Origin of the sequence: Haladaptatus sp. CMAA 1909, from assembly GCF_043952005.1 — an archaeon.
Taxonomy (GTDB): Archaea; Halobacteriota; Halobacteria; order Halobacteriales; family Haladaptataceae; genus Haladaptatus.
Map to the genome: position 1 here is coordinate 418753 of NZ_JBIOAV010000001.1, position 24690 is coordinate 443442.

Annotated in this window: 25 protein-coding genes; 16 read left to right on the forward strand and 9 right to left on the reverse strand. The window is 60.6% G+C overall.

Translation table 11 applies throughout. From position 1 onward, the window contains the following. Positions 1-23: 23 nt before the first annotated feature. On the reverse strand, positions 24-506 hold the full coding sequence (locus ACGYLY_RS02305; protein ID WP_231185079.1) for an NYN domain-containing protein: 483 nt from the start codon (positions 504-506) through the stop codon (positions 24-26). Between the two features lie 212 nt (positions 507-718). Between ACGYLY_RS02305 and ACGYLY_RS02310 the strand changes: the two genes are divergently transcribed. Together ACGYLY_RS02310 and ACGYLY_RS02315 are read left to right on the forward strand one after the other, a co-directional pair. Next, positions 719-2311 carry a S8 family peptidase gene (locus ACGYLY_RS02310; protein ID WP_395283167.1) on the forward strand — a complete coding sequence of 531 codons (1593 nt, stop codon included), beginning with the start codon at positions 719-721 and terminating at the stop codon, positions 2309-2311. Positions 2312-2477: 166 nt separating this feature from the next. After that, positions 2478-4169, forward strand: a complete 1692-nt coding sequence (locus ACGYLY_RS02315; protein ID WP_395283166.1) for a Na+/H+ antiporter — start codon at positions 2478-2480, stop codon at positions 4167-4169. Between the two features lie 54 nt (positions 4170-4223). Here ACGYLY_RS02315 and ACGYLY_RS02320 read toward each other — a convergent pair whose 3' ends face one another. Next, entirely contained in the window at positions 4224-4982 is a 759-nt protein-coding gene (locus ACGYLY_RS02320) for a plastocyanin/azurin family copper-binding protein (protein WP_395283165.1), read from the reverse strand. 327 nt (positions 4983-5309) lie between these two features. Here ACGYLY_RS02320 and ACGYLY_RS02325 point away from each other — a divergent pair, with 327 nt between their 5' ends. Next, entirely contained in the window at positions 5310-5504 is a 195-nt protein-coding gene (locus tag ACGYLY_RS02325; RefSeq protein ID WP_395283164.1) for a hypothetical protein, read from the forward strand. Here ACGYLY_RS02325 and ACGYLY_RS02330 read toward each other — a convergent pair. Beyond that, positions 5480-5923, reverse strand: a complete 444-nt coding sequence (locus tag ACGYLY_RS02330) for a hypothetical protein (RefSeq protein WP_395283163.1) — start codon at positions 5921-5923, stop codon at positions 5480-5482. The genes ACGYLY_RS02325 and ACGYLY_RS02330 overlap by 25 nt on opposite strands. Before the next feature lie 73 nt (positions 5924-5996). Between ACGYLY_RS02330 and ACGYLY_RS02335 the strand changes: the two genes are divergently transcribed. From ACGYLY_RS02335 to ACGYLY_RS02365, 7 genes are all read left to right on the forward strand, one after another. Next, entirely contained in the window at positions 5997-6164 is a 168-nt protein-coding gene (locus ACGYLY_RS02335; protein ID WP_175424197.1) for a hypothetical protein, read from the forward strand. Positions 6165-6252: 88 nt separating this feature from the next. Further along, entirely contained in the window at positions 6253-7347 is a 1095-nt protein-coding gene (gene gcvT / locus ACGYLY_RS02340) for a glycine cleavage system aminomethyltransferase GcvT (RefSeq protein ID WP_395283162.1), read from the forward strand. Beyond that, positions 7347-7730 (forward strand): glycine cleavage system protein GcvH, encoded by a 384-nt coding sequence (gcvH, locus tag ACGYLY_RS02345; protein ID WP_231185072.1) that lies wholly within the window; start codon positions 7347-7349, stop codon positions 7728-7730. Before gcvT ends, gcvH begins: the two co-directional genes overlap by 1 nt. A gap of 253 nt (positions 7731-7983) precedes the next feature. Next, entirely contained in the window at positions 7984-9372 is a 1389-nt protein-coding gene (gene gcvPA, locus ACGYLY_RS02350; protein WP_395283161.1) for an aminomethyl-transferring glycine dehydrogenase subunit GcvPA, read from the forward strand. Continuing rightward, on the forward strand, positions 9372-10793 hold the full coding sequence (gene gcvPB / locus ACGYLY_RS02355) for an aminomethyl-transferring glycine dehydrogenase subunit GcvPB (RefSeq protein ID WP_395283160.1): 1422 nt from the start codon (positions 9372-9374) through the stop codon (positions 10791-10793). Before gcvPA ends, gcvPB begins: the two co-directional genes overlap by 1 nt. A 124-nt stretch (positions 10794-10917) precedes the next feature. After that, positions 10918-11361, forward strand: a complete 444-nt coding sequence (locus ACGYLY_RS02360; protein ID WP_395283159.1) for a hypothetical protein — start codon at positions 10918-10920, stop codon at positions 11359-11361. A 123-nt stretch (positions 11362-11484) separates the two neighbouring features. Then, complete coding sequence (locus ACGYLY_RS02365; protein ID WP_395283158.1) at positions 11485-11958, forward strand: putative immunity protein; 474 nt, start codon at positions 11485-11487, stop codon at positions 11956-11958. A gap of 259 nt (positions 11959-12217) precedes the next feature. Here the strand turns inward: ACGYLY_RS02365 and ACGYLY_RS02370 are convergent, their stop codons facing one another. The 4 genes from ACGYLY_RS02370 to ACGYLY_RS02385 all read right to left on the reverse strand — a co-directional run bounded on the left by ACGYLY_RS02370 (position 12218) and on the right by ACGYLY_RS02385 (position 16197). Beyond that, positions 12218-12385 carry a hypothetical protein gene (locus ACGYLY_RS02370; RefSeq protein WP_395283157.1) on the reverse strand — a complete coding sequence of 56 codons (168 nt, stop codon included), beginning with the start codon at positions 12383-12385 and terminating at the stop codon, positions 12218-12220. Between the two features lie 48 nt (positions 12386-12433). After that, positions 12434-13438 (reverse strand): bifunctional oligoribonuclease/PAP phosphatase NrnA, encoded by a 1005-nt coding sequence (locus ACGYLY_RS02375; protein ID WP_395283156.1) that lies wholly within the window; start codon positions 13436-13438, stop codon positions 12434-12436. 225 nt (positions 13439-13663) lie between these two features. Then, the gene (locus ACGYLY_RS02380) at positions 13664-14893 is read right to left on the reverse strand and encodes a Cdc6/Cdc18 family protein (RefSeq protein WP_395283155.1); all 1230 of its coding nucleotides are present in this window, start codon (positions 14891-14893) and stop codon (positions 13664-13666) included. 821 nt (positions 14894-15714) lie between these two features. Further along, positions 15715-16197: a pyridoxamine 5'-phosphate oxidase family protein gene (locus ACGYLY_RS02385; RefSeq protein ID WP_395283154.1), complete on the reverse strand. Its 483-nt coding sequence runs from the start codon at positions 16195-16197 to the stop codon at positions 15715-15717. A gap of 132 nt (positions 16198-16329) precedes the next feature. On the opposite strand from ACGYLY_RS02385, the gene ACGYLY_RS02390 reads away from it, so the two are divergent. Together ACGYLY_RS02390 and ACGYLY_RS02395 are read left to right on the forward strand one after the other, a co-directional pair. Then, positions 16330-16572, forward strand: coding sequence for a glutaredoxin family protein (locus ACGYLY_RS02390; protein ID WP_395283153.1), 243 nt, complete (start codon positions 16330-16332; stop codon positions 16570-16572). A 19-nt stretch (positions 16573-16591) separates the two neighbouring features. Continuing rightward, the gene (locus ACGYLY_RS02395) at positions 16592-17125 is read left to right on the forward strand and encodes a cob(I)yrinic acid a,c-diamide adenosyltransferase (protein WP_395283152.1); all 534 of its coding nucleotides are present in this window, start codon (positions 16592-16594) and stop codon (positions 17123-17125) included. A gap of 207 nt (positions 17126-17332) precedes the next feature. Here ACGYLY_RS02395 and ACGYLY_RS02400 read toward each other — a convergent pair whose 3' ends face one another. Further along, positions 17333-18475 (reverse strand): acyl-CoA dehydrogenase family protein, encoded by a 1143-nt coding sequence (locus tag ACGYLY_RS02400; RefSeq protein ID WP_395283151.1) that lies wholly within the window; start codon positions 18473-18475, stop codon positions 17333-17335. Positions 18476-18789: 314 nt separating this feature from the next. Between ACGYLY_RS02400 and ACGYLY_RS02405 the strand changes: the two genes are divergently transcribed. The 4 genes from ACGYLY_RS02405 (at position 18790) to ACGYLY_RS02420 (ending at position 22887) form a co-directional block, all read left to right on the forward strand. Continuing rightward, on the forward strand, positions 18790-19602 hold the full coding sequence (locus tag ACGYLY_RS02405; RefSeq protein ID WP_395283150.1) for a lipopolysaccharide core heptose(II) kinase RfaY: 813 nt from the start codon (positions 18790-18792) through the stop codon (positions 19600-19602). Positions 19603-19665: 63 nt separating this feature from the next. Continuing rightward, a complete protein-coding gene (locus ACGYLY_RS02410) occupies positions 19666-20175 on the forward strand; it encodes a cupin domain-containing protein (RefSeq protein WP_395283149.1) in 510 nt (169 codons plus the stop codon). Positions 20176-20363: 188 nt separating this feature from the next. Further along, entirely contained in the window at positions 20364-21899 is a 1536-nt protein-coding gene (locus ACGYLY_RS02415; RefSeq protein WP_395283148.1) for an aldehyde dehydrogenase family protein, read from the forward strand. Between the two features lie 490 nt (positions 21900-22389). Beyond that, positions 22390-22887 carry a ferritin-like domain-containing protein gene (locus ACGYLY_RS02420; protein ID WP_395283147.1) on the forward strand — a complete coding sequence of 166 codons (498 nt, stop codon included), beginning with the start codon at positions 22390-22392 and terminating at the stop codon, positions 22885-22887. 87 nt (positions 22888-22974) lie between these two features. On the opposite strand, the gene ACGYLY_RS02425 is transcribed toward ACGYLY_RS02420, so the two are convergent. Further along, positions 22975-24636 (reverse strand): tRNA uridine(34) 5-carboxymethylaminomethyl modification radical SAM/GNAT enzyme Elp3, encoded by a 1662-nt coding sequence (locus ACGYLY_RS02425; RefSeq protein ID WP_395283146.1) that lies wholly within the window; start codon positions 24634-24636, stop codon positions 22975-22977. Between the last annotated feature and the right edge of the window lie 54 nt (positions 24637-24690).

Sequence of the window (24690 nt, forward strand, 5' to 3'; positions counted from 1 at the left end):
GTGGTTCACCCCTCGTCGGTCGTCTACTCGTCTTGCTCCGCTTCTTCGTCCTCGATGACGAACGCCTCGTGGGCCGCGTTCTGGAGCGCGTCGGACCGCCCGTACTCGCCGGGCGCGATAGCGACCGTTCGGATGCCGTTTCGCGCCGCCTTTTCGAGAACGGGCTTGAAATCCGTGTCACGCGATGCGATGGCGAGGACGTCCACGCGCTCGTCGAGCGCGAGTTCCGTCGCGTCGATGGCGAGTTTCACGTCGACGTCGCCGCTCGTGATGACGACCTCGAACCCGCGCGCTTCCGCCGCCTGAATCAGTCCCGGTGTCGCGTGTTCGTCCAGATAGAGACGGGTCGTCGCGAGTTGACCGAGCTGCCGCCCGGCGGTTCGAACGTCGTCCAAATCGACGTCGAAGTCGTCCCGAAGGACGTTCGGACCGTCGACGAAAAGCGCCACCGTTCGGTCGTGTTCGTCGTCGTCTTCCTCGTGGAGAGACCGCAAGCCGCCGCTCATGCACCGAGCTAAACGACAGCGGGACATAGCGGTGGCGATTCGCCCTCGCGTTCGGCGTTTCGACCCATCTCGAATTATATCCGTGTAATAAGACCTGCTCATATGATTAGTTTCCCTGAAATTCGTATTTATTTACTGTCTCAAATAAAAAGATTTCATTAACGACAATGAATAAAATTTAAATATGTATGCTGTTTTTGTCAATTCGCAGTATGGCAGACGACAACATATCGCGATTCGACAGGCGTACATTCCTCAAAGCAACCGGTGCGGTCGGTGCGACGGCGGCCTTCAGCGGCGTTACGGTGGCGACGCCGGGTCGTAGTCCGGGTCCGAAAGAAGACGAGATTCTGGTCGGCGTCTCGGCCGGCCACGGCGACATCGAACAAGCCGTCAGGCAGAACGCGCCGATGGACGTCAACGTCGTTCACAAGAACGAACACCTGCGCTACGTGGCGGTGAAACTCCCGAGCGCGATGCCCGACTCCGCTCGACAGAGCTTCATCGACGCCATCGAACAGCGTGACGGCATCAAATACGCGGAGGAGAACGCGACGCACGAGTCGCTCCTCACGCCGAACGACCCCAAATTCGGCCAACAGTACGCGCCGCAGATGGTCAACTCCGACGACGCGTGGGACACGACCCTCGGCAGCTCGGACGTCACCATCGCAGTCGTCGACACTGGTGCACAGTACGACCATCCGGATTTGGCGGCCAACTACAAATCCAATCCCGGCAGGGACTTCGCCGACGACGACAGCGACCCGTACCCGGACGCGCCGCAGAACGAGTACCACGCGACGCACGTTTCCGGCATCGCCGCCGGCGTCATCGACAACGGGACCGGCGTCGCCGGACAGAGTAACTCCTCGCTCATCAACGGCCGTGCACTCGACGAGGGCGGCAGCGGTTCCACGTCCGACATCGCGGACGCCATCCGCTGGGCCGCGGACCAGGGTGCCGACGTCATCAACATGTCCCTCGGCGGCGGTGGCTACACGAGCACGATGAAGAACGCGGTCACCTACGCGTCCAACAACGGCGTCTTCATCGCCGCGGCGGCGGGGAACAACGGATCGAGCAGCGTCTCGTACCCGGCGGGATACAGCGAATGTCTCGCCGTCTCCGCCATCGACTCGAACGGCAATCTCGCTTCCTTCTCACAGTACGGTAGCAAGGTCGAACTCTGTGCGCCCGGCGTGGACATCCTCTCGACGACCACCGAGGCGCGCGGTTCCTACGAGAAACTCTCCGGTACCTCGATGGCGACGCCCGTCGTCGCCGGCGTCGCCGGTCTGACGCTCTCCCAGTGGGATCTCACCAACTCGGAGCTTCGAAGCCACCTCAAGAACACGGCCGTCGATGTGGGCCTCTCCTCGAACAAGCAGGGAAGTGGCCGCGTCGACGCCTACAACGCCGTCACCACCCAGCCCGGTAGCGGCGGTGGCGATGGCGGCGACGGTGGCGATGGCGGCGGAGGCGGTTCCACGTCCGATTCGGTCAGCGGGTCGTTATCGGGCTACGCCGACTACGCCGACTACACGTGGTCGTGGGAGTACAGCAACCCGAGTCAAATCGTCGTGGAACTCGACGGCCCGAGCGGTGCCGACTTCGACCTCTATCTCAACACGGGTGCGACGAGCACCGCGAGCCCGAGCAACTACGACTATTCGTCCACCAGCACGAACAGCCAAGAGACGGTCACCATCGACAGTCCCGACACCTCGACGGATCTCCAAATCGACGTCGATTCCTACAGCGGGTCGGGCAGCTACACCATGACCATCACGGAATTCCAGTAACCTCCTTCGATTGGTCCCTTCTCCCGTCGCTTCCCCGTGAGTGGAATCACCGGCCGGTGACAGTCAGCCATCCGGCCACCGCCCGCCGCCAACGGCGACTCCGAATGCGAATCCTTCCCGTGATTCTACCACGCGGTTTATCCGTTGTTACGACAAATCGTCGTCCATGGTTGCGCCGACTGGAATCACTGCCGGACTCATCAACCTCCTCGATGTCTTCATCATCGCGGCGAGCGTTGGTATCTTCGTCGCCAAGGTCGGACGATTCCCGTACACGATCGCCCTCCTCCTCGCGGGTCTCGCCGTCTCGATACTGGGTCTCAACATCGACATCACGCTCACACACGACCTCATCCTCCTCGTCCTCCTTCCGCCGTTACTGTTCGAGGGCGCGGCGACCACCGACCTCGATAGCTTCCGCGAGAACCTCGTCCCGATACTCGTACTCGCCGTTCCCGGACTCATCGTCTCGATTCTCGTCCTCGGGGTGTTGGGTCACTACGCGTTCGGTTATCCGCTCCTGCTCGCCACGCTGTTCGCCGCGATGATCCTCCCCACCGACCCCGTGTCGGTGCTGGCGCTGTTCGAGGAACTGGGGGCACCCGAACGACTGTCGGTGCTGGTCGAAGGGGAGAGCCTGCTCAACGACGGCGTCGGCGTCGTCGTCTTCTCTGCCCTGTTCACGCTGGTCACTCAGACGCCGCCGAACACGGACCTCTCGGAACTCATCTCGCCGGAGGTCATCGCCGAAACGGGACTCGAAATCATCGTCGCCAGTCTCGGCGGCTTGATAGTCGGCCTCGCCGCCGGCTACTTCATCTACCGCGTCATGGTCAATCTGGACGAGCACATGACCGAAATCGTCCTCACGCTCATCCTCGCCTACGGCAGTTTCCTGCTCGCGGAACACTACCTCCACGTCAGCGGCGTCATCGCCACCGTCACCGCGGGACTGCTCATCGGCAATCGCGGTGCGGAGTACGCCATGAGCCCACAGACGAAGATTTCGGTGTTCAACACGTGGGACACCGCCGCGTTCCTCGTCAACACCCTCATCTTCGTCCTCATCGGAGCGAAGACGCCCATCCACCAGATGGTGAACAACTGGCAACTCATCGCCATCGCCATCGTTCTCACTATCTTCGTCCGCGCCGTCACCGTCTATCCCTTCACCGCTGCGGTCAATCGATTCAGTCGGCGCGACATCCCGTTCTCCTACCAGCACGTGATGATCTGGGGCGGCCTGCACGCCTCGATTCCCATCGCGCTGGTGCTTGGACTTCCGAGCGACTTCCCGCACATCGGTGAACTCCGCTCGATGGTGTTCGGCGTCGCGGCGTTCAGCCTCGTCGTCCAAGGACTGACGATGAGCAACCTCCTCGACCGCCTCGGAATCATCACACGGACGGAGACGGAGGAACTGTACGAACTCCTCCTCGGACGCGCACGGGCGGTCGATTCCGCCCTCGACGCCGCGGAGCGCCTACACAACCGCGGTGACCTTCCGGGCGACGTGTACGACGACTTCCGCGGCGAGTACGAAAACGAAAAGGACGACCTGAACACCGCCATCTCCCGACTGCTCCGGGAGAATCCCGGACTCCGCCGCGAGGAACTCCTCGTCGGAGAACGCCGCGTTCTCAAACAGGAAAAGAGCGCCATCATGGACGCCATGCACTCGGGCGTCATCAGCGACGACATCGGCGAACGACTGCTCCAAGAGGTGGACCTCAAACTCGACCGGGTCGACACCGGCCAAAGCACCGTCCGCGACGACCCCGACAACGAAGCCTACGAGGAGTTCTGGCGCGCCCGCGCGTCCGAATACGGCCTCGATTCAACTCCCAGCAACGACTGACGCGACGGGCGAAACGGCGGGAATCGGCGGGAACCGGCGGAAACCGGCGGAGGGCTACTCCGTGACGTATATTTTGCCGACCATCCCCGCGCTCTCGTACGGCGCGCTGTGGAATTTGTAGAACCCCGGAACGTCGAAGGTGTGGCCGTACTCGTATCCCTCGTCGTAGAGACCGCTCGACCCACCGGGCGTTCCCCGCCAGTTCGCGCCGTCGGGTTGCACGTCGACGACGAGATTGTTGCCGTCCGACTTCCAGACGAAGGTGACTTCCGTTCCGACGGGGACGGCGAGCGGACGGTCCGTACCGGGCGCGAATTCGAGGTTCCCCTCGGGACCGACTTCGACCGGAAGGTCGGCTTTCGTCGCGTGGTTTTCCGGCGGTTCCGCGTCGGCGTCCTTCGATTCGGCGACCGTAACCGTTCCGGTCGCCCCCGCCGCCTTGTGCGGGGCGCAGTAGTACTCGTACCTGCCCAGTACGTCGAAGGTATGTGCGTAGCGATATCCGTCGTCGTACAGCTTCGATACTTTACCGGGCGTCCCCTGCCAGTTCGCGCCCTCGGGTTGGTCGTCCACGTAGATGTTGTGGGTGTCCGAGTCCCACACCCACTCCACCGTCGTTCCGGGAAGGACAGTGACGTCTCGGGGTTCGAACCCGAGGTTTCCGTTCCTGCCGACGATCACGGTGATATCCGCTTCGGAATCGTCGCCGTTCGAATCGGGTTGACCGAGCACGAGACAGCCGCCGAAGGAGGTCCCGAGTGCCAACGCGCCGGTCGCTTTCATCATCGTCCGTCTGTCGTGATTTGGGGTCATGCGAAAATACAGGGTTACCTACACGTCCGCGGCAAAAAATACCGGTATCCGATTCTCAGTTGTTGAAAATCGAATGTTTTCCTCCCCTTCTCCTCTCTACACCTTCTCCTCCACTCTTCCTCTTCTCCCACTTCTCCCACTCCTCCCACTTCTCCTACTCCTCTTCTCCCACTTCTCCCACTCCTCCCACTTCTCCTACTCCTCTCCTCCCACTCTTCCCACTTCTCCTATTTCTTCTCCTCCCCAGACGACCCGAACGTTCAAGTAGCGAAACGGGACCACTCCGGGACGACCGACAACGTGAATCCACCAGTCGGTCCGCTACCCATGAACTGTCAAAACTGTGAACACTCCGATTCGTTCGTCTTGCTTCTCGACGTCGCCGCTCGTGTCACGAACACCGACGCGACGCCGTGCGACTGGTCGTTCTGTGTCCAATGTCCGGCCTGTGGGAGTACCGACGTCGACGGCGACCCGACGCGACTGTTCGACCGACTTCAGGACTCGACGATGTCGTCGTAAACCGCGTCGTTGGCGGGCGTCGTCTCGTCCGTCCACGTCACCAGCGTCGCCCCGGACCCCTCGGCCGTCTCGGCCAATCGCCGTTCGAGCGCGCCGACGCGAATCGGATGGAGACAATCGACCAAATGTGGGTGTTGGCGAAACCAAACGGCGTCGAACACCCCATCGGAGAGCATCCGTGCCACGTAGTCGGTGGCGTCCAACAGCGTTCGCGTATCGAATCGTCGTCGTTCTCGCCCGTCCTCCTTCGGCGTCGTGACGTACACGGGAAGATTCGGAGTATCCCCTCGGTACGTCGCGACGAATCCCGCATCGAACGCGACGACGGTATCGAGTGGTTCGATCGGCGACTTCCACCCACGGACGAGGACACACCTCGCCTCCCTGTTGTGTATCCGACGGACGCGGCGTTGTGTCATTATCGTCATATGTGACTATTTAGTCGAAATAGCTACAAATCCATAACGGTACCGATTACCTTGGAGGGTGTAGATGACGTCCGAACAGATACTGGGCACGACGACCGTAACACAGCGCTGGCGAATCAGCCTCATCAAGGCGGTTCGAGAGGAGTTCGAAGAGGCGGGCGAGGAAGTGAAAGAGGGTGACCGACTCGTGTTCAAGAAGCGGGACGGGCAAATCGTCGTCGAACCGGCGTGAGAAGGCAGGAGACAACGGTCTCGAATCGACCCCGGCAGTCGCGGGGGAGAAAACAAAACATTACTTACTACGCTTCGAGGGTTCGGGTATGCCCCTTCGGAAACCGCCGTTGCGCGACCGACACGACGAGCGGGGCGCGACGTTCACCGAGTTCGGCGGCTGGGATATGCCGGTCGAATTCGATTCGATAAAGCAAGAACACGAGAGCGTCCGGCACTCCGTCGGCATCTTCGACGTCTCCCACATGGGGGAAATAGAGGTCAGCGGACCCGATGCCGGGCGTCTCATGCAACGACTGACGACCAACGACGTAACCCAACTGTCGCCCGGCGACTCCCAGTACGCGATGATAACCGACGAGGACGGCATCATCATGGACGACACCGTTCTCTACCGGCTGCCGGAGGAGGACGACGCGGAGTTCCTGTTCATCCCCAACGCCGGCCACGACGAGATGATGCACGACCGCTGGAAGCGGTTCCGTAGCGAGTGGGATCTGGACGCGGAAATCCGCAACGCGACGGACGACTACGCGATGTACGCGGTCCAAGGCCCCGACGCAGCCGATGCGGTAAACGAGGCCGCGGACGAGTCGCTCGCCGACCTCTCGAAGTTCGAAGCGGAGTACGCGAACGTCGCGGGCGTTCGGTGCTGGGTCGCCCGCACCGGCTACACGGGCGAAGACGGATACGAACTCATCCTGCCGTCGGACGAGGCCGAAACCGTCTGGGACGCCTTCGACTGTCAGCCCTGCGGGCTCGGCGCGCGCGACACGCTCCGAACCGAGATGGGCTATCTCCTCTCGGGGCAGGATTTCGACTACGAAGACGACCCGCGGAACCCGTACGAGGCCAAAGTAGGTTTCACGGTGAAACTCGATACGGAGTTCGTGGGCCGCGATGCGCTCGAACGGGCGAAAGAGGAGGGCGTCGAGGAGACGTTCGTCGGATTCCGACTCGTGGACAGGGGCGTTCCCCGACACGGCTACGACATCACGAGCACCGAAGACACCATCATCGGGACGGTCACGAGCGGGACGATGAGTCCGACGCTCGGCGAACCCATCGGTCTGGGATACGTTCCGACGGACTACGCGGACCCCGGAACCGTCATCCGCGTGATGGTGCGCGGACAGTCGAAAAAGGCAAAGGTTGAGAGCACACCGTTTCTGAAAGACAAATAATGAGCTTCGAAGTACCAGAAAACCGCAAGTATCTTGAATCGCACGAATGGGTGGAAGTAAACGACGGAACCGGAAAAATCGGCATCACCGATTTCGCACAGGACGAACTGGGCGACGTCGTGTTCGTCGAACTTCCCTCCGAAGGTGACGAACTCGAACAGGAAGGCGACCTCGGCGTCGTCGAGAGCATCAAAGCCGTTTCGGACCTCTACTCGCCCGTTTCCGGAACCGTCACGGCCGTCAACGACGAGTTGGAGAGCACCCCGGAACTCGTCAACGAGGACCCATTCGGCGACGGATGGATGCTCGAAGTCGAACTCGACGACGAGGGCGAACTGGACGACCTCCTCTCCGCGGACGAGTACCGCGAGCAGATAGAGTAACGCTCTCCGACCGAGTCACTCGCTTTTTCGCCCGACGTCACGACGATAGCCGAGCGACCGCGGACGGTCGGACGTCGTCGTTGCCCGCGATAGAATCCGAATGACTGACCGGGAAGATTCCCCCTTCGTTTGCGTTTCCGTGCATACTTTACCGCCTTCCACGGCGACGACAGTACGAATGTATACACAATCGTGCAACTCGCGCGGTCGCTTTCCTCGCATATTAAAAGGGTGCGCTCCCTAGCCGGAATCAATGACCGGAGGCAACGCGAGTACGGGAAGCCCGTACGCACCGCACACGGCCGAGGAGACTGCCGCGATGCTCGACGCGGTTGGGGTCGAAAGCGAAGAAGAACTGTTCGACATCCCGGACTCGGTCCGTTTCGACGGCGAGTTCGACATCGAAAAACGTACCGAACAGGCGACATACCGCGAGTTGCAGCGAACGCTCGGCGAGAACCGTAATCTGACGGAATTTCTGGGGCGCGGCCACTACAGCCACTACGTCCCCTCGCTGGTCGACCACCTCGCCGACAGGTCGGAATTCCTAACCTCGTACACCCAGTACCAACCCGAGGTCACGCAGGGATTCCTGCAGGCGCTGTTCGAGTACCAGTCGATGCTGGTCGAGCTGACCGGCCTCGAGATCGCCAACGCCTCGATGTATGACCACGCGACGGCGCTGGCAGAATCGGCACTCCTCGCTGCACGCGTGCGGCAGACCAGCGGGAACCGTGTTCTCGTTCCCGATTCGCTCCTCCCCGAACGACGGAGCGTCCTCGAAAACTACACCGACGGGCCGGGACTCATCGTGGACGAGTACGCGATGGACGACGGGAACGTGGATCTCGACTCGCTCGCCGAATCGATAGACGAGGAGACGGTTCTCGTCTACGCCGAGAACCCGACGACGCGCGGGACCATCGAGGAGAACCTCACGGATATCGGTGCCCTCGCACACGAGAACGACGCCCTGTTCTGTCTCGGTACCGACCCCGTCGCGCTCGCGCTATTGCAGGAACCCGCCGCGGTGGGTGCCGACGTGGTCGTCGGCGACGCCGCGACGCTCGGCCTGCCGACGAGTTACGGGATGGGACTCGGCCTGTTCGCCACCCGCGAGGAGTTCGTCCGGCAGGTTCCGGGGCGGCTCGTCGGCGTCAGTGAAGAAAGCGTTGCGCCGACGGCGCAACGGGACGAAGGCGGCGACGCCTCCGAAGCGCGAGGCAACCGCGCCTACACCCTCACCCTCCAGACGCGCGAACAGCACATCCGCCGGGAACGTGCGACATCGAACATCTGCACGAATCAGGCGTGGGTCGCCCTCCGAACCGCGATGCACATCGCGTATCTCGGGTCGTCCGGGTTGGTCGAGTTGGCCGAGAAATGCGTCACGCTGGCCGACGACCTCGCCGAGCGACTCGACGACATCAGTGGCGTGCAAGCGCCGGTGAACGACCGCCACCATTTCCGCGAGTTCGTCGCCCACACCGACCAACCCGCGCCGCCCATCGTCGCCGACTTGGAGGAACGCGGCTTCGCGGTCCACGAGGTCGGCGAACACGAAGTACAGGTCTGTGTGACCGACGTGAACGAACACGCCGTCGGCGAGTTCGTCACGCTGTTCGCGGAGGTGGCGAAGTAATGCAATACACGCAAGCGAAGTGGGAACACGACGACGAGGACCTGTACGAACCGCTCCTGTCCGAGAAGGACGGAAAAGAGGTCGAAATCGAGTCGTCGCTCCCCGACGAGTTGACCCGTGATAGCCTCGATCTGCCCGAACTGTCCGAACCCGAGTTGGCCCGCCACTACACCCGACTGAGCCAGATGAACTACGGCATCGACAGCGGCCCGTACCCGCTCGGTTCCTGTACGATGAAGTACAACCCGAAGTTCACCGAGGACGTGGCGGCGCTCCCCGGTGCGAGCGTCCACCCCGACCGTTCGGAGGGGAGCGTCCAGGGAACCCTCGAACTCCTGTACGGCTTGCAGGACTACCTCGGCCGAATCGGCGGAATGGACGCGGTCAGCCTCCAACCCCCCGCGGGAGCGGCGGGCGAGTTCACCGGAATCCTCGTCGCGAAGGCCTTCCACGAGGCGAACGGACAGGGCGACCAGCGGACGGAAATCATCGTCCCCGACAGCGCTCACGGAACCAACCCCGCCAGCGCGGCGCTCGGTGGGTACGACGTGGTCGAACTTCCCAGCGCGGACGACGGCCGCGTCGATATCGAAGCGCTCGAAGCGGCGACCGGCGACAGCACGGCGCTGTTCATGCTCACCAACCCGAACACGCTCGGCCTGTTCGAGCGCGACATCGAGCAAATCGCGGAGATCGTCCACGGTGCGGGCGGCCTGCTCTACTACGACGGCGCGAACCTGAACGCCCTCCTCGGCCGCGCCCGACCCGGCGACATGGGCTTCGACATCATGCACTACAACGTCCACAAGACGTTCGCCACGCCGCACGGCGGCGGCGGCCCCGGTGCCGGCCCCATCGGCGTCGGCGAGAAACTGGCCGAGTTCCTGCCCGCCCCGCGGGTCGAAAAGACGAACGGAACGTACGAGCGATTCGACCCCGAACGCACCATCGGCAAGGTTCACGGTTTCACGGGCAACTGGCTCGTGTTGGTCAAGGCATACGCCTACATCGCCCGACTGGGCGACGAAGGCCTCTCGGACGCCAGCGCGAAAGCCGTTCTCAACGCGAACTACCTCGCCTCCCAAATCGACTACGAGGTCCCGTTCTCGCCCTTCCACCACGAGTTCGTCGCCAGCGCAGGCGACCAGGACGCGGCCGACGTGGCCAAACGGATGCTCGATTACGGCGTCCACCCGCCGACGACGAAGTGGCCCGAAATCGTTTCCGAGGCCCTGATGACCGAACCGACGGAAATCGAGAATCGAAAGACGCTGGACGAACTCGCCGACGCGTTCAACGCCGTCATCGAGGAGGACGACGAGACGCTCGAAGCAGCACCGCAAACGACGGCTGCAAAGCGTATCGACCAAGCGAGCGCGGCACGGAACCTGCGGCTTTCGTGGCACGCGCTGGACGATTAATCCGCTCGACGTCGTTTCGTATCACAACACATATCGTTCATTTCTACCTCTGCCGAGAGGTGAAACAAATCCTGAAACCGCTCTTCTCGTCCTCCACCTGTTCCTCGCTGGATGTAACGGTTCGATGTTCGATTCGGCAACGACGATGACGACGTCGACCCACCCTACTCCTGATCAAACTACGACAGGCACCGCGATAGAAGAATCTAGCACCACTCAATCTAGCACCACCCAGACTACGACGACACTTCAGTCGGAAGCCTGTGCCGTCACGAACGAAACGAAGGAGGGTGCCCTCATCGACGTTCGGCCGACGATACACGGTAGCGAGCGGGAAGTCATCATCTCGACGCAGTGGCGTTCGGACACGAACGTCTCGAAACTCGACGTGACGTTGGACGGGAACCGACTGTTCGACGTGCAGTCATCGGTATTCGCCGGGGAGAACGTGAGCGGGTTCGGCCGCCCCGTCGGAACCGCTCCGTTCGCCGGGCGACTGCACGTCGAACTCCACGACAACGGAACGCAGGTCGCACGGTATGACGCGTCCGTCGTCTGTGAGCGGTAACGAACCCTTTTTCGGGCATCTACGGAATTTCAGGTCATCGGAGATGTTTCGGGAACGTGAGTACGGTAAGTGCGTGTCATGATTGGAGTATGTTCTTATAATTCGGCGACTCCACCAGCGAGTATGGCATTACCCGAGCGTTGGAAAATGGGCCCCGAGTGGGATGGGTACAATAGCGTGGACGAAGAAACGCAGAAAGCCCTGGCCCTCTGGGCAGCTGATTGTGCTGAGCATGTTCTACATCACTTCGAGAAGGAGCGTCCGGACGACCCCCGTCCTCGGAAGGCGATCGAAGCGGCCCGTGCATGGACGCGCGGTGAAGTGACAGTGGGTGAGGCCGTAGATATTTCCCGTGAAACCCACGCAGCAGCTCGTGAAGCTACGGACACTGCTACCCGTGAAGCCGCTCGTGCTGCTGGGCACGCTATCGCAACTGCGCACGTTGACGCCCATTCCAGAGGAGCTGCGATCTACGCGATTAAAGCGGTTATCGACGCGAATCCGACCGACACCGACGCTGAGGATACCGAAGTAGAGTGGCAGTCCGAACAGCTTTCGGAACAGCTCCAATTCGTCGTCATTGCTAACGAAGATTAAGCAGCTTACCACCGAGTTGTTATAATACGTCCAAATTTTGGCCTGCTGGTTGCATCAAAAAACGAGGACACCACTGTCTGCGTGAAACAACCGTTGAAACAGTCCATCCTCCGAAACTGTATCACTATCACGCGATACCGTATTTCACATATCTGAATTTGATTTATGTAGGTGTGCGGCGCGACAGGGAGCGTCGTCACTGAGCGGTGAAACGTGGTCACTGAGTGATAAAACGGACGGAAGAAGCCGAAAATCGAGGTTATGCCGACGCGGAGTCGATGTCGCCGTTGATTCGAACCAGTGCGTAATCACATTCGGAGCACTGCCACTTCGTCTTCTCACCGAGGTGGAGATTCGTACTCGCACTGCGCCAAAACGTCTGTTCGCCCTCGCAATCGGGGCATTCGTGTTGAATTTCGAGACTCATGTCTGTCTCTCCGTGTCTGACGAAGTTGAAGATACTGGTTTCTCCCGGCTACTCCTCGCCTCGTTCGAGATGGAGCGAGTCGAAAAACCGGTGTAACACGCGCCGGGACGCGAACTGAACGAGTTCCTCGTCGTCGGCGTCCGCGTCGGCGAACAGACCGAGCGGAATCTGTGCACCGGCCATATCGGCGTGTCCCCCCGCGCTTCCGACGTCGCCGAACGCCTGTCGGAGGACGTTGCCCGCGTGAACCCGGGGGTCGATGGACCGCGCACTCATCTCCACGGACCCGTTGACGACGCCAAAGACGAGCACCGTATCCACGCCTTCGACGTTCAGGAGGTAGTCGGCCGCCTGCGCGAGCGCGTCGCGTTCGGTCGTTCGCCCGGCCGAGGTGGCGAGCGTCGCCCCCCGCTGGACGCGGTTTCGAATCGCCTCGCCGATGGCGTCCACCGTCGCCGGGGAAAACGCCGCGCCGTACAGCTCTTCCAGCAGTTCGAGGTCGGCGTGCCGGCAGACGTAGAGTGCGGCCTCGTAATCGTGTGGCGTCGGATTACGAATGAAGTCGATCCGTTCGCGATGGAGCGCGAACAACAACGCCGACCCGAGTTGGACGTTCACCTCGATGCCGAGATCCTGTAGATATTCGACGAGAATGGTCGCTGTCGCGCCGTAATCCTTGCGTACGTCTACGAATTCGGCCGATGGTTCCTCCGTGGAGTGATGGTCGATGATGATGTCCGGTTTTACCGAGTCGAGCTCCGTGTGGCCCGCAGGTGTCGAATGGTCGACGAACGCGACACGTTCGAACTCCTCGGGGTCGAACGTATCGAGATGGTCCAACTCGACGTGAAGGAGGTTGACGAACGCTCGGTTCTGTTGGTGGGAGATCGCTCCCCCGTAGAACAGTTCCACGTTTTCCACACCGACGGATTCGGCGATGACCGAGAGCGCGAGCGCGCTAGCGATACAATCCGGGTCGGGGTTATCGTGGCAAACGACCGCGAGCGATTCGACCCCCGCGAGGTACTCGACTAACTCCTGGGCGCGGGTCATGTTGGCTGTTCGACCCGAGAAAGCATCAAAGCGTGGCTGGGTATCCGACGGGATTTTGGGAAATAAACTACATGTTGCGATACGAAATCAGGATGGGGAATGAAAACGGGTTTGGTGAAGCTCCGATCACACTCGCTGGGGACTGGTGCTCCCTCTTCGGAAAGTCGCCGGGTCACTCGCTGGGCCGCTCTCTTCGGTTCTCGGCTCTCTGCCGGTTGCTGTGTCTCAAAAGTCGTTCTGGCACGCTTGAATGACTAGTTTTGGCTCGTCGTACAGGCTGTTGACCGTGTGCTTTCCCTTTCCCCTTCCGCGCCCTCGCTGGTCCTGTTTGATGAGGTCGAGAAACTCCAATTCGGTGAGCAAATCCCTAACACGTCGTTCCTTCAGGGGTTCGGAGTCCATCTGTTCGCAGATTTGGTGGTAGGAGTGCTGGACGACTTTGTTCGGAATCTCGGGGTCCTCCTCGTTCGACTGTTGGACCCGCGAGGCGAGCGCGAGCAGCACGTAGCGCGCGTGCGGTGGTTGCTTGGAGATGAGTTCTGAGATGCGGTTCGCCCCTTCGCGGTCCTGTGCGACGTCGACGTGTTCGTCTCGAACGACGGATTTTCGCTCCTCCTCTGCGACTTCGCCCGCGAACCGAAGCACGTCTATCGCCTTGCGGGCGTCGCCGTGTTCGCGTGCTGCCAGCGCGGCGACCTTCGGAATCACGTCGGTTTCGAGAACGCCGTCCACGAAGGCGTCGCGCCGTGATTCGAGGATTTCTCGGAGTTGCGTCGCGTCGTACGGCGGGAAGACGTAATCACGCTCACAGAGGCTGCTCTTCACGCGCTCGTTCAACTCGTCTTTGTACCGGATCTTGTTCGAGATGCCGATGACACCGAGGTTACACTCGTCGATTTTTCCGGCCTCGTTCGCGCGCGAGAGGTTCATCAGGAGGTTGTCCCCGGCGGTGTCACCGCTTTTGTCGCCGATTCCTTCGAGTTTGTCCACCTCGTCGAGGATGATGATGGCGACGTCGTACATCTGTTCGAGGACCGTCCACAGTCGGTTGTAGTACATCGAGGTGCTGATTCCCTGCTCCGGGATGGTCGTACCGCTTCGCTCCTCGTCGTTGAGTTGGGCGGCGATGGATTGGACGACTTGTGTTTCCGTCGAATCCTGTAGACAATCGATGTAGGCGAACCCGGCGTTGACGTCGTTCCGACCGGCACGCTGCATCATCTGACGGCTGATGAACTTCGTACAGAGGGACTTTCCGGTGCCGGTTTTCCCGTAGAGAAAGATGTTGTTCGGGGTGTTGCCGTTCAGTGCTGGTCGAAGCGCCGTTCCGAGCCGTCGGAGTTCGTCTTCCCGTCCGATGATTCGGTCGCCGTCGGGGAGGTGTGAGACCTGCAAGAGTTCCTTATCGTTGAAGATAGCCGTATCGTCGCCAAAATAATCCACTGACTCGGACATCTATAGACACGTATGTCGGGAGGGGCCATATAAAACTACCTCCACAATGCCGTTGTAAATATAAGAAACAAACGATAGGGGATCTCTAACACCGTTTTCTGACACCTCATTGCCGTTGTAACGACACCGGATTGCCGCTGTAACGTCAGTCGAATGGCGTCGAACGGACACCGTGTTGCCGTTGTAACGGTCAGCGTCGTTTAAATACGTGTGGATTTGATTTTGTAGTTGGGACACTCCGGGTTGCCGTTGTAAGTTGGGGGTGTGGTGGAGGGGAAAGGAGGGTGAAGATGGGGTTGGGGGAAGAGTAGCTGGGACGAGAGTGGAGACGAAGTAGAGCTGAAGTGGGGATGAAGCGGAGATGGGACGTGGGCGAAAATAGGATAACGGTAAAATGTAGTGGGGTATGCGGAACCGTGTGTCGGGGAATTCGACGAAGAAAACTCCGTTTTTCCGATGCTGAACGTCGAAAGCGTCCTTACGAGCAATGGGGACTTCTACTGGAATCAAGACGCGACCGAGTCGCTATCGTTGGTTTGCGACTCTCCTATGGAGCAGTTAACGGATCGGATATTTAATTCTACTGCTTCGACATAGGTGTATCAATCGTTCGTCTTCGAATTATCGTTGATTATGTTCCTTCGTCATCATTTTACCATCCGTTTCAACCATATGACGACTGGCAAACATTTCTCTCTGGATTCAAAAACACGCTTGCCAACACCATTCGATGATTCCTCCGCCTTCAACTCCTCTACCCCGATCTTACAGCGGCAACATGGGGTGTCAGACAGATTTCTCTGAATCAGACCGTTTCGGCATTACTCGAACTGCCATCTCGTCGCATCGTTCGGGTAGTCATTCCACGCGAAGACGGTTTCCGGGCGCACCGCGAAGAAGGGCGTTTCGTGGTGAATTCCGTACTTTCCTTGGTAGGCGGAATCGAGTCGTTCTTGGAGGTCTGTGTCGGTGACGCGCTCTGCGGCACCTTCGATGATGACGACCGCTTCGCCACTCTCTCGATGGACGACGACTCTGGAATCGACCTGCAAGTTTCGAACCCAGCGGGTACGCTCTCCGCCGCCACAGTGAAGCGTGTCATCGACCCAGACGCCCCACACTGGACGGGCGTGTGGATGGCCGTTCGGTCGCGTCGTACAGATCCAGTAGTACTCGTCGCTCGCCATCTGCTCGCGTACGAACGTCCACGAGAGCATTCCGGCCTCCTCGGTGATTCCGTAGCTCTGTTCGGTTTCCGGTCGACTTCGAAGCGAATCGAATTCCGCGACGTCGTTCCCCACCATCGAGGAGCGTACGACGCGAGAACGCAAAGAGGTATCCACTACCCCGCAACGGCAACCATCCCAGGACGGTAGACGGCAGCTAGCCGTTCCGGGACGGTAGCTTACTTTACGCTCGCGTCCCATTGCTCGTGTATGAGTTCGATAACCCTCTACTCACTCGACGGGTGTCCGTACTGCGAAAAAGTCCACGACGCGCTCGACGACGCCGACATCGAATACGAGACGGAGTGGGTCGAAGCGCTCCACTCCGAGCGGAACGAGGTCAAACGCGTTAGCGGTCAACGCGGCGTCCCGGTCCTCGTGAACCAGGATTCGGGGGTCACGATGGCCGAGAGCGACAAGATCGTCGAATACGTGCAGCAGTCGCTCGAATAAAAATGGAGAACTCACTCGCATGAAAATCTACACAGGACGCGGCGATTCGGGGCAGACCGACCTACAAAACATGTCTCGCGTCTCGAAGGCCAGTCCGCGAATCGAAGCCTACGGAACGGTGGACGAGGTGAACGCCCTCATCGGACGCTGCCGACCGACGGGTCACGACGACGTGGACGAGAACCTCCGCGAAATCCAAAATCACCTTCACATCGTGCAGGCCGACTTCGCCAACCCGGACCCGGACGAGGACGACCCGCAAGTAACCGGAGAACACGCCGACCTCCTCGAATCGTGGATGGACGCCTACGACGAGGAGTTGGACCCGCTCACCTCCTTCATCCTTCCCGGCGGAAGCGAAGCGGGGGCGAACCTCCACCACGCCCGCGCCGTCTGCCGCCGCGCCGAGCGCCGCGCAGTCGCGCTGGCGAGCGAGGAGGGCATCAACGAGGATGCCGTTACCTACCTGAATCGACTCTCCGACGCGCTGTTCGTTTTTGCCCGCGTGGTCAACAAGCGCGACGGGGAGCAAGAAGAGAGTCCGACGTACTGACGACATCTCTTGAAACTGCGTACGATGGCACGATACCAGATGCGAATGCGATACGGTGCGAAAGGTAACATCGAATTCAGTAACACTCGCATCATGATGCAGCGAGTGCTCTCGCTCATCATTCTCGTCGTTGGCGTCTGGTAGATGCTCACGTCGGGATTCTTGTGAGAGGATAAAACAGCTCCCGACGAAGATTTGTTTCTCGGCTTACAGTCCCAGTTCGCGCCCGATAACCAAATGCTGAATCTCGCTGGTCCCTTCGCCGATTTCCATCAGTTTGGCGTCCCGCAGGAACCGCTGCGGGGCGAAGTCTTCGGTGTACCCGTATCCGCCGAGAACCTGCACGGCGTCCTCGGAGACTTTCCGTGCCGATTCGCTGGCGTCGAGTTTCGCCAGCGCGCTCTCGTGGGAGACGGAGTAACCTTCGTCGTACTTGCACGCCGCCTTGTGGGTCAGCAGGCGCGAGCGCTCGATTTTGCGGTCCATGTCCACGATTTTGTTGCGGATGGCGTCGAACTTCGAGATGGGCTTGCCGAACTGCTCGCGCTCCAGACTGTATCGGTGGGCCGCTTCGTAGGCACCTTGCGCGATTCCGGTCGAGAGTGCGGCGATGGAGATGCGCCCCCCGTCGAGTGTTTTCTTCGTCTGCTCCCAACCGTCGCCTTCCTCGCCGAGCAGGCGGTCCTCCGGAATCCGGCAGTCGGTGAACTGGATTTCACAGGTCGGCGAGGCGTTGAGTCCCATCTTGTCCCATATGGTCGTGACCTCGAACCCGTCGTCCTCCTCGGGGTCGACGATGAACGTCGAGATGCCGCCGTAGCCCGCGTCGGAGTCGGTGACGGCTTTCACGAGGACGCTTCCCGCCTCGCTGGCGTTGGTGATGAACTGCTTCGTGCCGTCGAGAACCCACTCGTCACCCTCCTTCACCGCGGTGGTGTCCATGTCGCTGGCGTCGGATCCGGAACCCGGTTCCGTGAGCGCCCACGAACCGAGATACTCTCCCTCCGCGAGCGGCGTGAGCCACCTCTCCTTCTGTTCTTCCGTGCCGAACATCTCGATGGGTTTCGACGCCAGCGAGATGTGTGCAGCATACGAGAGACCGATGGACCCGGACACCCGGCCCAATTCCTCGGTGACGAGGGCGTACATCAACTGGTCGCCACCCAATCCGCCGTACTCCTCGGTGATGGGAACGCCCATCATGTCGAGGTCGGCGAGTTCGTCGAAAATCTCCGCGGGGAATCGGTGTTCGGTCTCTATCTCCTGCGCGATCGGCTCTATCTCCTCGTCGCAGAACTCCCGAACGGTGTCCCGCACCATCTTGTGTTCGCCGGGAAGGTTGAAATCCATGTGCAATTTTTGCGCGGGTTTCGCTATAAAGACACCGCCATGTCTTCGACATGGCGAGCCTTCAGTCGCTCTGCTCCTGAAGACACCGAAGCAACGTACGTTGCTTCGAGGTCCCGCTCACTCCGTTCACGGGACCACCGCAACAACTCCGTTGTCGCGAGCCCTCGTTCGCTTCGCTCACGAGGACACCGCAGCAGCAACGCCGTTGCAAGCCTCCGCTCGTCTCACTCGCGAACTCCGAAATCACCATCCGCTAACTGAACTATCCTCGCCAGCGAGAGTCTTTATCAATAGGGGAGACTAACCAACCTTCGATGGGTATTCGGCGACTGGTTCGCGGCACGATAGAGTGGCCGCGTATCGAGGCGGTCATTCGAGAAATCGCGGAACGATACGATCGCGAGGAGGTTCGCGTCGAGTTCATCGACGCCGACAACTGGCTCTCGACGCCGTGCGTCGTGGACGACGAGTGGTTCGTCAAGATAACCACCGATCAGAACTCACTCGTCCACGCGTTGTTCACCAGTGTTCGAAACCTCGGTGCGTTCAGTAGCGGCACCGAGGGCTTTTTCGAACACTTCGCCGGACCGGACGAGATGGCCGAACACGAACTCGAAGCCACACGGAAGATGCGCGAAATCGGGCTGAACGTCCCGGCACCGATAGAGTCGTTCGAGTACGACAACCTCGGCGTACTGGTGATGGAGTACCTCCCGGACTTCGAGACGTTCGAGCAGATGCCCGAAGCGGAGGTGCGTGCGTACGCCACGAACCTCTTCGCGGCGCTGTCTCGAATGCACGAGAACAATCTAGCGCACGGCGACCTGCGCGGCGAAAACATCCTCGTCGCCGACGAGGAGATATACTTCATCGACGCGACGAGCGTAAACGAGGAGCGAATCGACGAAGCGCGGTCGTACGACCTCGCCTGTGCGCTGGCGTCGCTCACGCCGCTCATCGGTGCCCGTGACGCGGTGGTGGCCGCCCGGGAGCATTACTCGTCCGAGGAACTCCTCGCCGCCCGCGAGTTCCTCGACTTCGTGAACATGCGCCCGGACCACGACTTCGACGCCGTGAGCGTCAAAGGCGAAATCGAAAAGCTCGCCGACGCGGAAGGGGGAAACTGAGGTTCTTGACGGAAATTTCACATCACCGGAACGCTCTTCGTTCCGGTCGGTGACTGTCACGATATGAACGACGAGCGACCGCGAATCATCAGCGAGTCGAACCTCGACTGGGACGAAGAATCACACGGCTCCGATTTTGCGATTCGGCGGAAACAACTCGGAGGGATGGCCGGCGGCGAACGGCTGGGATGCAGTCTTTACGAACTTCCGCCGGGCAAAAAATCGTGGCCGTATCACTACCACACCGGTAACGAAGAGGCGATTTTCGTCCTCGATGGAGCGGGAACGCTTCGAACCGAGGCCGGCGAACTGGACCTCGAAGCGGGCGATTACGTCGCGCTTCCGGTCGGGGAACGGTACGCCCGACGAGTCGTCAACGACTCCGAGGGGGCGCTTCGGTACCTCTGTTTTTCGACCATGCGCAACCCGGACGTCTCGGTGTATCCCGATTCGGGGAAGATCGGTGTCTTCGCGGGGTCGGCACCGGGTGACCACGCCGGGAGAACCTTGGGCGGTTACTTCCCGCTTACCGCCGAGGTGGGGTACTGGGATGAGGAGGACGAGGATGCGTAGGATGAGAGTGACGAAGAAGCGTAGGATGAGAGTGACGAGGAAGCGTAAAAAGAAGGCGTGGAAGAACGAACGGTGCGGCCAGAGGAAATATCTCCCTATTTTCATCGTCCACGCCCGGTAAAATTGACCTCGTTCGATAGGAATTGGGAGTCTTTTTTAGCGTACCCGTCCGAGTTCTGCTCGAAGATATGAGTCAACAAGCCAGCGAGCAAGTTTACAGCCACTACATCGGTGGCGAGTGGCGCGACGGCGCGGGCGACGAAACGTTCGAGAGCGTCAACCCGGCGACGAAGGAGTCGCTCGGCGAGTTCCAGCGCGGGACACCCGAGGACGTCCAAGCCGCCCTCGACGCCGCGGAGGAGGCAAAAGAGGAATGGCGCGAACTTTCGTACATCAACCGAGCGGAGTACCTTTGGGACATCTACCACGAACTCCGAGAGCGAACGGACGAACTCGGCGAAGTCATCACGAAGGAATGTGGGAAGGAGATTTCGGAGGGGAAAGCGGACGTCGTTGAGGCTGCGCACATGGTCGAGTGGGCCGCGGGTAACGCCCGGCACCCGCACGGCGATCTCGTCCCGAGCGAGATTCCGAGCAAGGACGCCTACATGCGCCGCAAGCCGCGGGGCATCATCGGTTGTATCACCCCGTGGAACTTCCCGGTCGCCATCCCGTTCTGGCACATGGCCCTCGCGTTGGTCGAAGGGAACACTGTCGTCTGGAAACCGGCGGAGCAGACGCCGTGGTGCGGGCAGATCATCGCCGAGATGTTCGAGGACGCGGGCATCCCGGACGGCGTGTTCAACATGATCCAAGGCTTCGGCGACGCCGGTAACGCCATCGTCGAGGACGAGCGCGTGGACACGGTGCTGTTCACCGGGTCCTCGGAAGTCGGTCACAAAATCGCGGGCAAGGTCGGCGGCGAACCCGGAAAACTCGCGGCCTGCGAGATGGGCGGCAAGAACGGCATCGTCATCACCGATGAGGCGGACCTCGACGTCGCGGTCCACAGCGCCATCATGTCCTCGTTCAAGACGACGGGCCAGCGCTGTGTCTCCTCCGAGCGCCTCATCGTCCACGAGGACGTCTACGACGAGTTCAAGGAGCGCTACGTCGAAACCGCGAAGGAAGTCTCCGTCGGCGACCCGCTCGACGAGGACACCTTCATGGGGCCGATGGTCAACGAGGAACAGGTCGTGAAGTTCGGCAAGTACAACCAACTCGCCAAGGACGAGGGTGCCGAGGTGCTCGTGGACCGCGAGGAACTCGACGACGACGAGATTCCGGACGGCTTCGAGGACGGCTACTGGGTCGGTCCGTTCGTCTACGAGGTTGACTACAGCCCCGACCTGCGCTGCATCCACGAGGAAGTGTTCGGCCCGCACGTCGCCCTGATGAGCTACTCGGGCGACATCGAAGAGGCGGTCGAAATCCACAACGACACGCCCTACGGACTGGCCGGCGCGATCATCAGCGAGGACTACCGACAAGTCAACTACTTCCGCGACAACGCGGAGATCGGCCTCGCCTACGGCAACCTCCCGTGCATCGGCGCGGAAGTTCAGTTGCCCTTCGGCGGCGTGAAGAAGTCCGGCAACGGCTACCCGAGCGCCCGCGAAGCCATCGAGGCAGTCACCGAGCGGACGGCATGGACGCTCAACAACTCGAAGGACATCCAGATGGCACAGGGTCTCTCGGCGGACATTAAGACCGAGGACGAGTAAACCCCCGTCTACCGTTCGTCGTCACGACGTCACAATCGACCGTTCGAACTTTCTTTGGAACGCGCCGGTGAGACACGTCTACGGGATTTCTACGGTCACGTGCCGCACCCGATTCACGTACGATTCCGAAAATAGGTCTCTCGAAGAAGACGGTGTTTCGATTTTGGTTCGCAAAGGTGGAAGACGACGGAGAGACGGGACGGGTGGGTGGTGGCTTCCGGAAGCCGATGTGGGTCCGACCAGTTCCCACGGAACGAAGCGCACAGTCCCAGTTGTTGTTGCCAACACACGACGAGAAAAGCGTCGTACACTGGCGTTCATCCATTTTGCCTTCTCGGTAATAAATCTGTGCAACTTGCGTCGGTTTTTACTCGGCCTCCTCGACGATGGACAAACGGCGAGAGCACTCCCGACGACCTGATAAATCCGTTGCACGTGCAACAGGGTCGCTTAGGGAAACTCCGCCGGTGTATCCTCATGCTGATTCATTATGAGTGGAGAGACACTGAACGACCTGTTTCAGGCCGGATTGAAGGAGATGTACTACGTCGAAAACGAACTCTTCGACGCGCTGGACGAACTGGCGACCGAAGTCGACCACGGGGATCTCCAGAACGCGTTCGAAGAACACCGGAGCGAAACCAGGGACCACGTGGACCGTCTCGAAAGCGTGTTCGACCACATCGGAGTGGCCGCCGAGCAAAAACAGCTGTACGCGCTCGACGGACTCATCGAGGACCACGATGAGTTCACGGACGAAAACCCCGAACAGGAGGTACTGAACCTGTTCGACAAGGCGGCAGCGGAGAAGTCCGAACACCTCGAAATCGCGGCCTACGGCAATTTGGCCTTCATGGCCGACAAACTCGGTCACGACGAGGCCGCCGACCTGCTCGAAGAAAACCTCCGCGAGGAGGAGAACGCGCTGGACGAGTTGAAATCCATCAGCGAGCAGTACGACGTGGAATCGGTTCCGATGCAGGGCTGACGGACGCCCAGTCTTCCGCTTTTCTTCGTACACTCGAAACGATGAGGGTTTGGCGAGGCGCTTCGCGCCTTTCGTCGCTCGCGGTCGTCACACCTGCTTGCTCACGTACGGCCCGTCCTGGTGATACCCCAACTTGTTCCTGTAGTACTCCCGCGCGCCGATGCCGGAGATGACGCTCACCTTGTCGTAGCCCGCGTCGGCGGCTATCTCTTCGGCCTTCGCCATCAGCTTTCGTCCGTAGCCGCGGTGTTGGTGTTGGGTGTCCTCGCTCGCCGCTCCGACAGTTACCTCGCTGCCGTAAACGTGGAGTTCGCGGACGACGGCGGCGGCGTCGAGTTCGTGTCGGACCGGGTCGCCGGGGAACCGAAGCCGACAGAAGCCGAGAAGCAAGTCTTTATCAAAATCTTCGAAGCTGATGAAGTGTTCCGTGCCGCCCGCCGCCTCGTAGGTCAGCACGTCGAGTTCGACGTTCTCGGGTTCCTCGTCGTTCATGCCGACTTCGCGGCAGCGGATGCAGTCGCACGTCCAGCCGTGTTCTTCCATCCGCTGGCGTGCAAGTTGCCTGAGGTTGGACTTCCAGACGCCGCCGTCGATGAAGTCCGCCGGAATGTCGCGCTGGACGCGCTGGAGGCGGACGTACTTGGGAATCATCGACTTGATTTCGGCGACGAGTTCCGCGGCCTCCTCGTTGCGGAGCGGTTCGTACTCGCCCTTGTACCACCAGTCGTAGGTCGCGGTTCCGCGGACGACGAGCGTGGGATAGATTTTGAGGTAGTCCGGCTTCCACTTCTCGTCCTCGAAGATTCGGCGGAAGTCCTCGACGCACATCTCCTTCGACATGCCGGGTTGACCGGGCATCATGTGAAACCCGACCTTGAACGCCGAGTCCCGAAGGCGCTGATTCGCCTCGATGGACGCCTGTGCGCCGTGGCCGCGGTGCATCTCGCGGTTGATTCGCTCGAACGTCGTCTGGACCCCGACTTCGACCTTCGTGCCGCCCAGGTCGAGCATCCGGTTTATTTGCTCGGGGTCACACCAGTCGGGTTTCGTCTCGAACGTCGTCCCGATGTTGCGGATGTCGCCCGTCTCGTTCTCGGCGATGACGTCCTCCAGATACCGGAATTCGTGTTCGTCGGGCGATTGGGCGAAACTCTCGCCTTCTGCGGGTTCGGGTTCCTTGTTCACGTCGTAGTCGTTCATCGCCTCCAACGCGCGCTTGACGAACCACTCCTGATAGTCGTGGCTCCGGGCGGTCATCGTCCCGCCCATCAGGATGAGTTCGACCTTGTCGACTGGGTGGCCGATTTGGCGCAGTTGTTCGAGACGGAGCGTGACCTGTCCGTACGGGTCGTAGTCGTTCTGCACGCCGCGCGCCGCCGCCGGTTCGTGACCCGTGTAGCTCTGCGAGGAGGAGAACTCCGATGCGGGGCCGCCGGGACAGTAGAGACATTTTCCGTGCGGACACTGCTCGGGGCTGGTCATGATCGCGATGGGAGAGACGCCCGACGCGGTTCTGACGGGTTTGCGCCGGAGGACCGCCTCCAGCTCCTCGCGTCGCTCGTCCGGAGCGAAATCGAGAATCTCGGAGTTCTTCGGCACTTTCGGCGACGAGAACTCCGAACAGGCGTCGAGTTTGGCGCTCTCAACGTCGTCGCGCTCCACGTCGCCCGCGAGGATACGGTCTATCAGTTCCTCGCAAACCTGCTCGAACGCCTCCGTCTCCGTGGCGTCCGGCGTCTCGGTACTCATTACGTGATATTTGGTTGGTTCGGGCGGATAAGCGTGTCGTCTACGACCGATTCC

What these genes read in the sequence shown, in the direction of transcription:
- ACGYLY_RS02305 (WP_231185079.1), bottom strand. Translation starts at nt 506, where the DNA reads ATGAGCGGCGGCTTGCGGTCTCTCCACGAGGAAGACGACGACGAACAC.
- ACGYLY_RS02310 (WP_395283167.1), top strand. Translation starts at nt 719, where the DNA reads ATGGCAGACGACAACATATCGCGATTCGACAGGCGTACATTCCTCAAA.
- ACGYLY_RS02315 (WP_395283166.1), top strand. Translation starts at nt 2,478, where the DNA reads ATGGTTGCGCCGACTGGAATCACTGCCGGACTCATCAACCTCCTCGAT.
- ACGYLY_RS02320 (WP_395283165.1), bottom strand. Translation starts at nt 4,982, where the DNA reads ATGACCCCAAATCACGACAGACGGACGATGATGAAAGCGACCGGCGCG.
- ACGYLY_RS02325 (WP_395283164.1), top strand. Translation starts at nt 5,310, where the DNA reads ATGAACTGTCAAAACTGTGAACACTCCGATTCGTTCGTCTTGCTTCTC.
- ACGYLY_RS02330 (WP_395283163.1), bottom strand. Translation starts at nt 5,923, where the DNA reads ATGACACAACGCCGCGTCCGTCGGATACACAACAGGGAGGCGAGGTGT.
- ACGYLY_RS02335 (WP_175424197.1), top strand. Translation starts at nt 5,997, where the DNA reads ATGACGTCCGAACAGATACTGGGCACGACGACCGTAACACAGCGCTGG.
- gcvT (WP_395283162.1), top strand. Translation starts at nt 6,253, where the DNA reads ATGCCCCTTCGGAAACCGCCGTTGCGCGACCGACACGACGAGCGGGGC.
- gcvH (WP_231185072.1), top strand. Translation starts at nt 7,347, where the DNA reads ATGAGCTTCGAAGTACCAGAAAACCGCAAGTATCTTGAATCGCACGAA.
- gcvPA (WP_395283161.1), top strand. Translation starts at nt 7,984, where the DNA reads ATGACCGGAGGCAACGCGAGTACGGGAAGCCCGTACGCACCGCACACG.
- gcvPB (WP_395283160.1), top strand. Translation starts at nt 9,372, where the DNA reads ATGCAATACACGCAAGCGAAGTGGGAACACGACGACGAGGACCTGTAC.
- ACGYLY_RS02360 (WP_395283159.1), top strand. Translation starts at nt 10,918, where the DNA reads ATGTTCGATTCGGCAACGACGATGACGACGTCGACCCACCCTACTCCT.
- ACGYLY_RS02365 (WP_395283158.1), top strand. Translation starts at nt 11,485, where the DNA reads ATGGCATTACCCGAGCGTTGGAAAATGGGCCCCGAGTGGGATGGGTAC.
- ACGYLY_RS02370 (WP_395283157.1), bottom strand. Translation starts at nt 12,385, where the DNA reads ATGAGTCTCGAAATTCAACACGAATGCCCCGATTGCGAGGGCGAACAG.
- ACGYLY_RS02375 (WP_395283156.1), bottom strand. Translation starts at nt 13,438, where the DNA reads ATGACCCGCGCCCAGGAGTTAGTCGAGTACCTCGCGGGGGTCGAATCG.
- ACGYLY_RS02380 (WP_395283155.1), bottom strand. Translation starts at nt 14,893, where the DNA reads ATGTCCGAGTCAGTGGATTATTTTGGCGACGATACGGCTATCTTCAAC.
- ACGYLY_RS02385 (WP_395283154.1), bottom strand. Translation starts at nt 16,197, where the DNA reads ATGGTGGGGAACGACGTCGCGGAATTCGATTCGCTTCGAAGTCGACCG.
- ACGYLY_RS02390 (WP_395283153.1), top strand. Translation starts at nt 16,330, where the DNA reads ATGAGTTCGATAACCCTCTACTCACTCGACGGGTGTCCGTACTGCGAA.
- ACGYLY_RS02395 (WP_395283152.1), top strand. Translation starts at nt 16,592, where the DNA reads ATGAAAATCTACACAGGACGCGGCGATTCGGGGCAGACCGACCTACAA.
- ACGYLY_RS02400 (WP_395283151.1), bottom strand. Translation starts at nt 18,475, where the DNA reads ATGGATTTCAACCTTCCCGGCGAACACAAGATGGTGCGGGACACCGTT.
- ACGYLY_RS02405 (WP_395283150.1), top strand. Translation starts at nt 18,790, where the DNA reads ATGGGTATTCGGCGACTGGTTCGCGGCACGATAGAGTGGCCGCGTATC.
- ACGYLY_RS02410 (WP_395283149.1), top strand. Translation starts at nt 19,666, where the DNA reads ATGAACGACGAGCGACCGCGAATCATCAGCGAGTCGAACCTCGACTGG.
- ACGYLY_RS02415 (WP_395283148.1), top strand. Translation starts at nt 20,364, where the DNA reads ATGAGTCAACAAGCCAGCGAGCAAGTTTACAGCCACTACATCGGTGGC.
- ACGYLY_RS02420 (WP_395283147.1), top strand. Translation starts at nt 22,390, where the DNA reads ATGAGTGGAGAGACACTGAACGACCTGTTTCAGGCCGGATTGAAGGAG.
- ACGYLY_RS02425 (WP_395283146.1), bottom strand. Translation starts at nt 24,636, where the DNA reads ATGAGTACCGAGACGCCGGACGCCACGGAGACGGAGGCGTTCGAGCAG.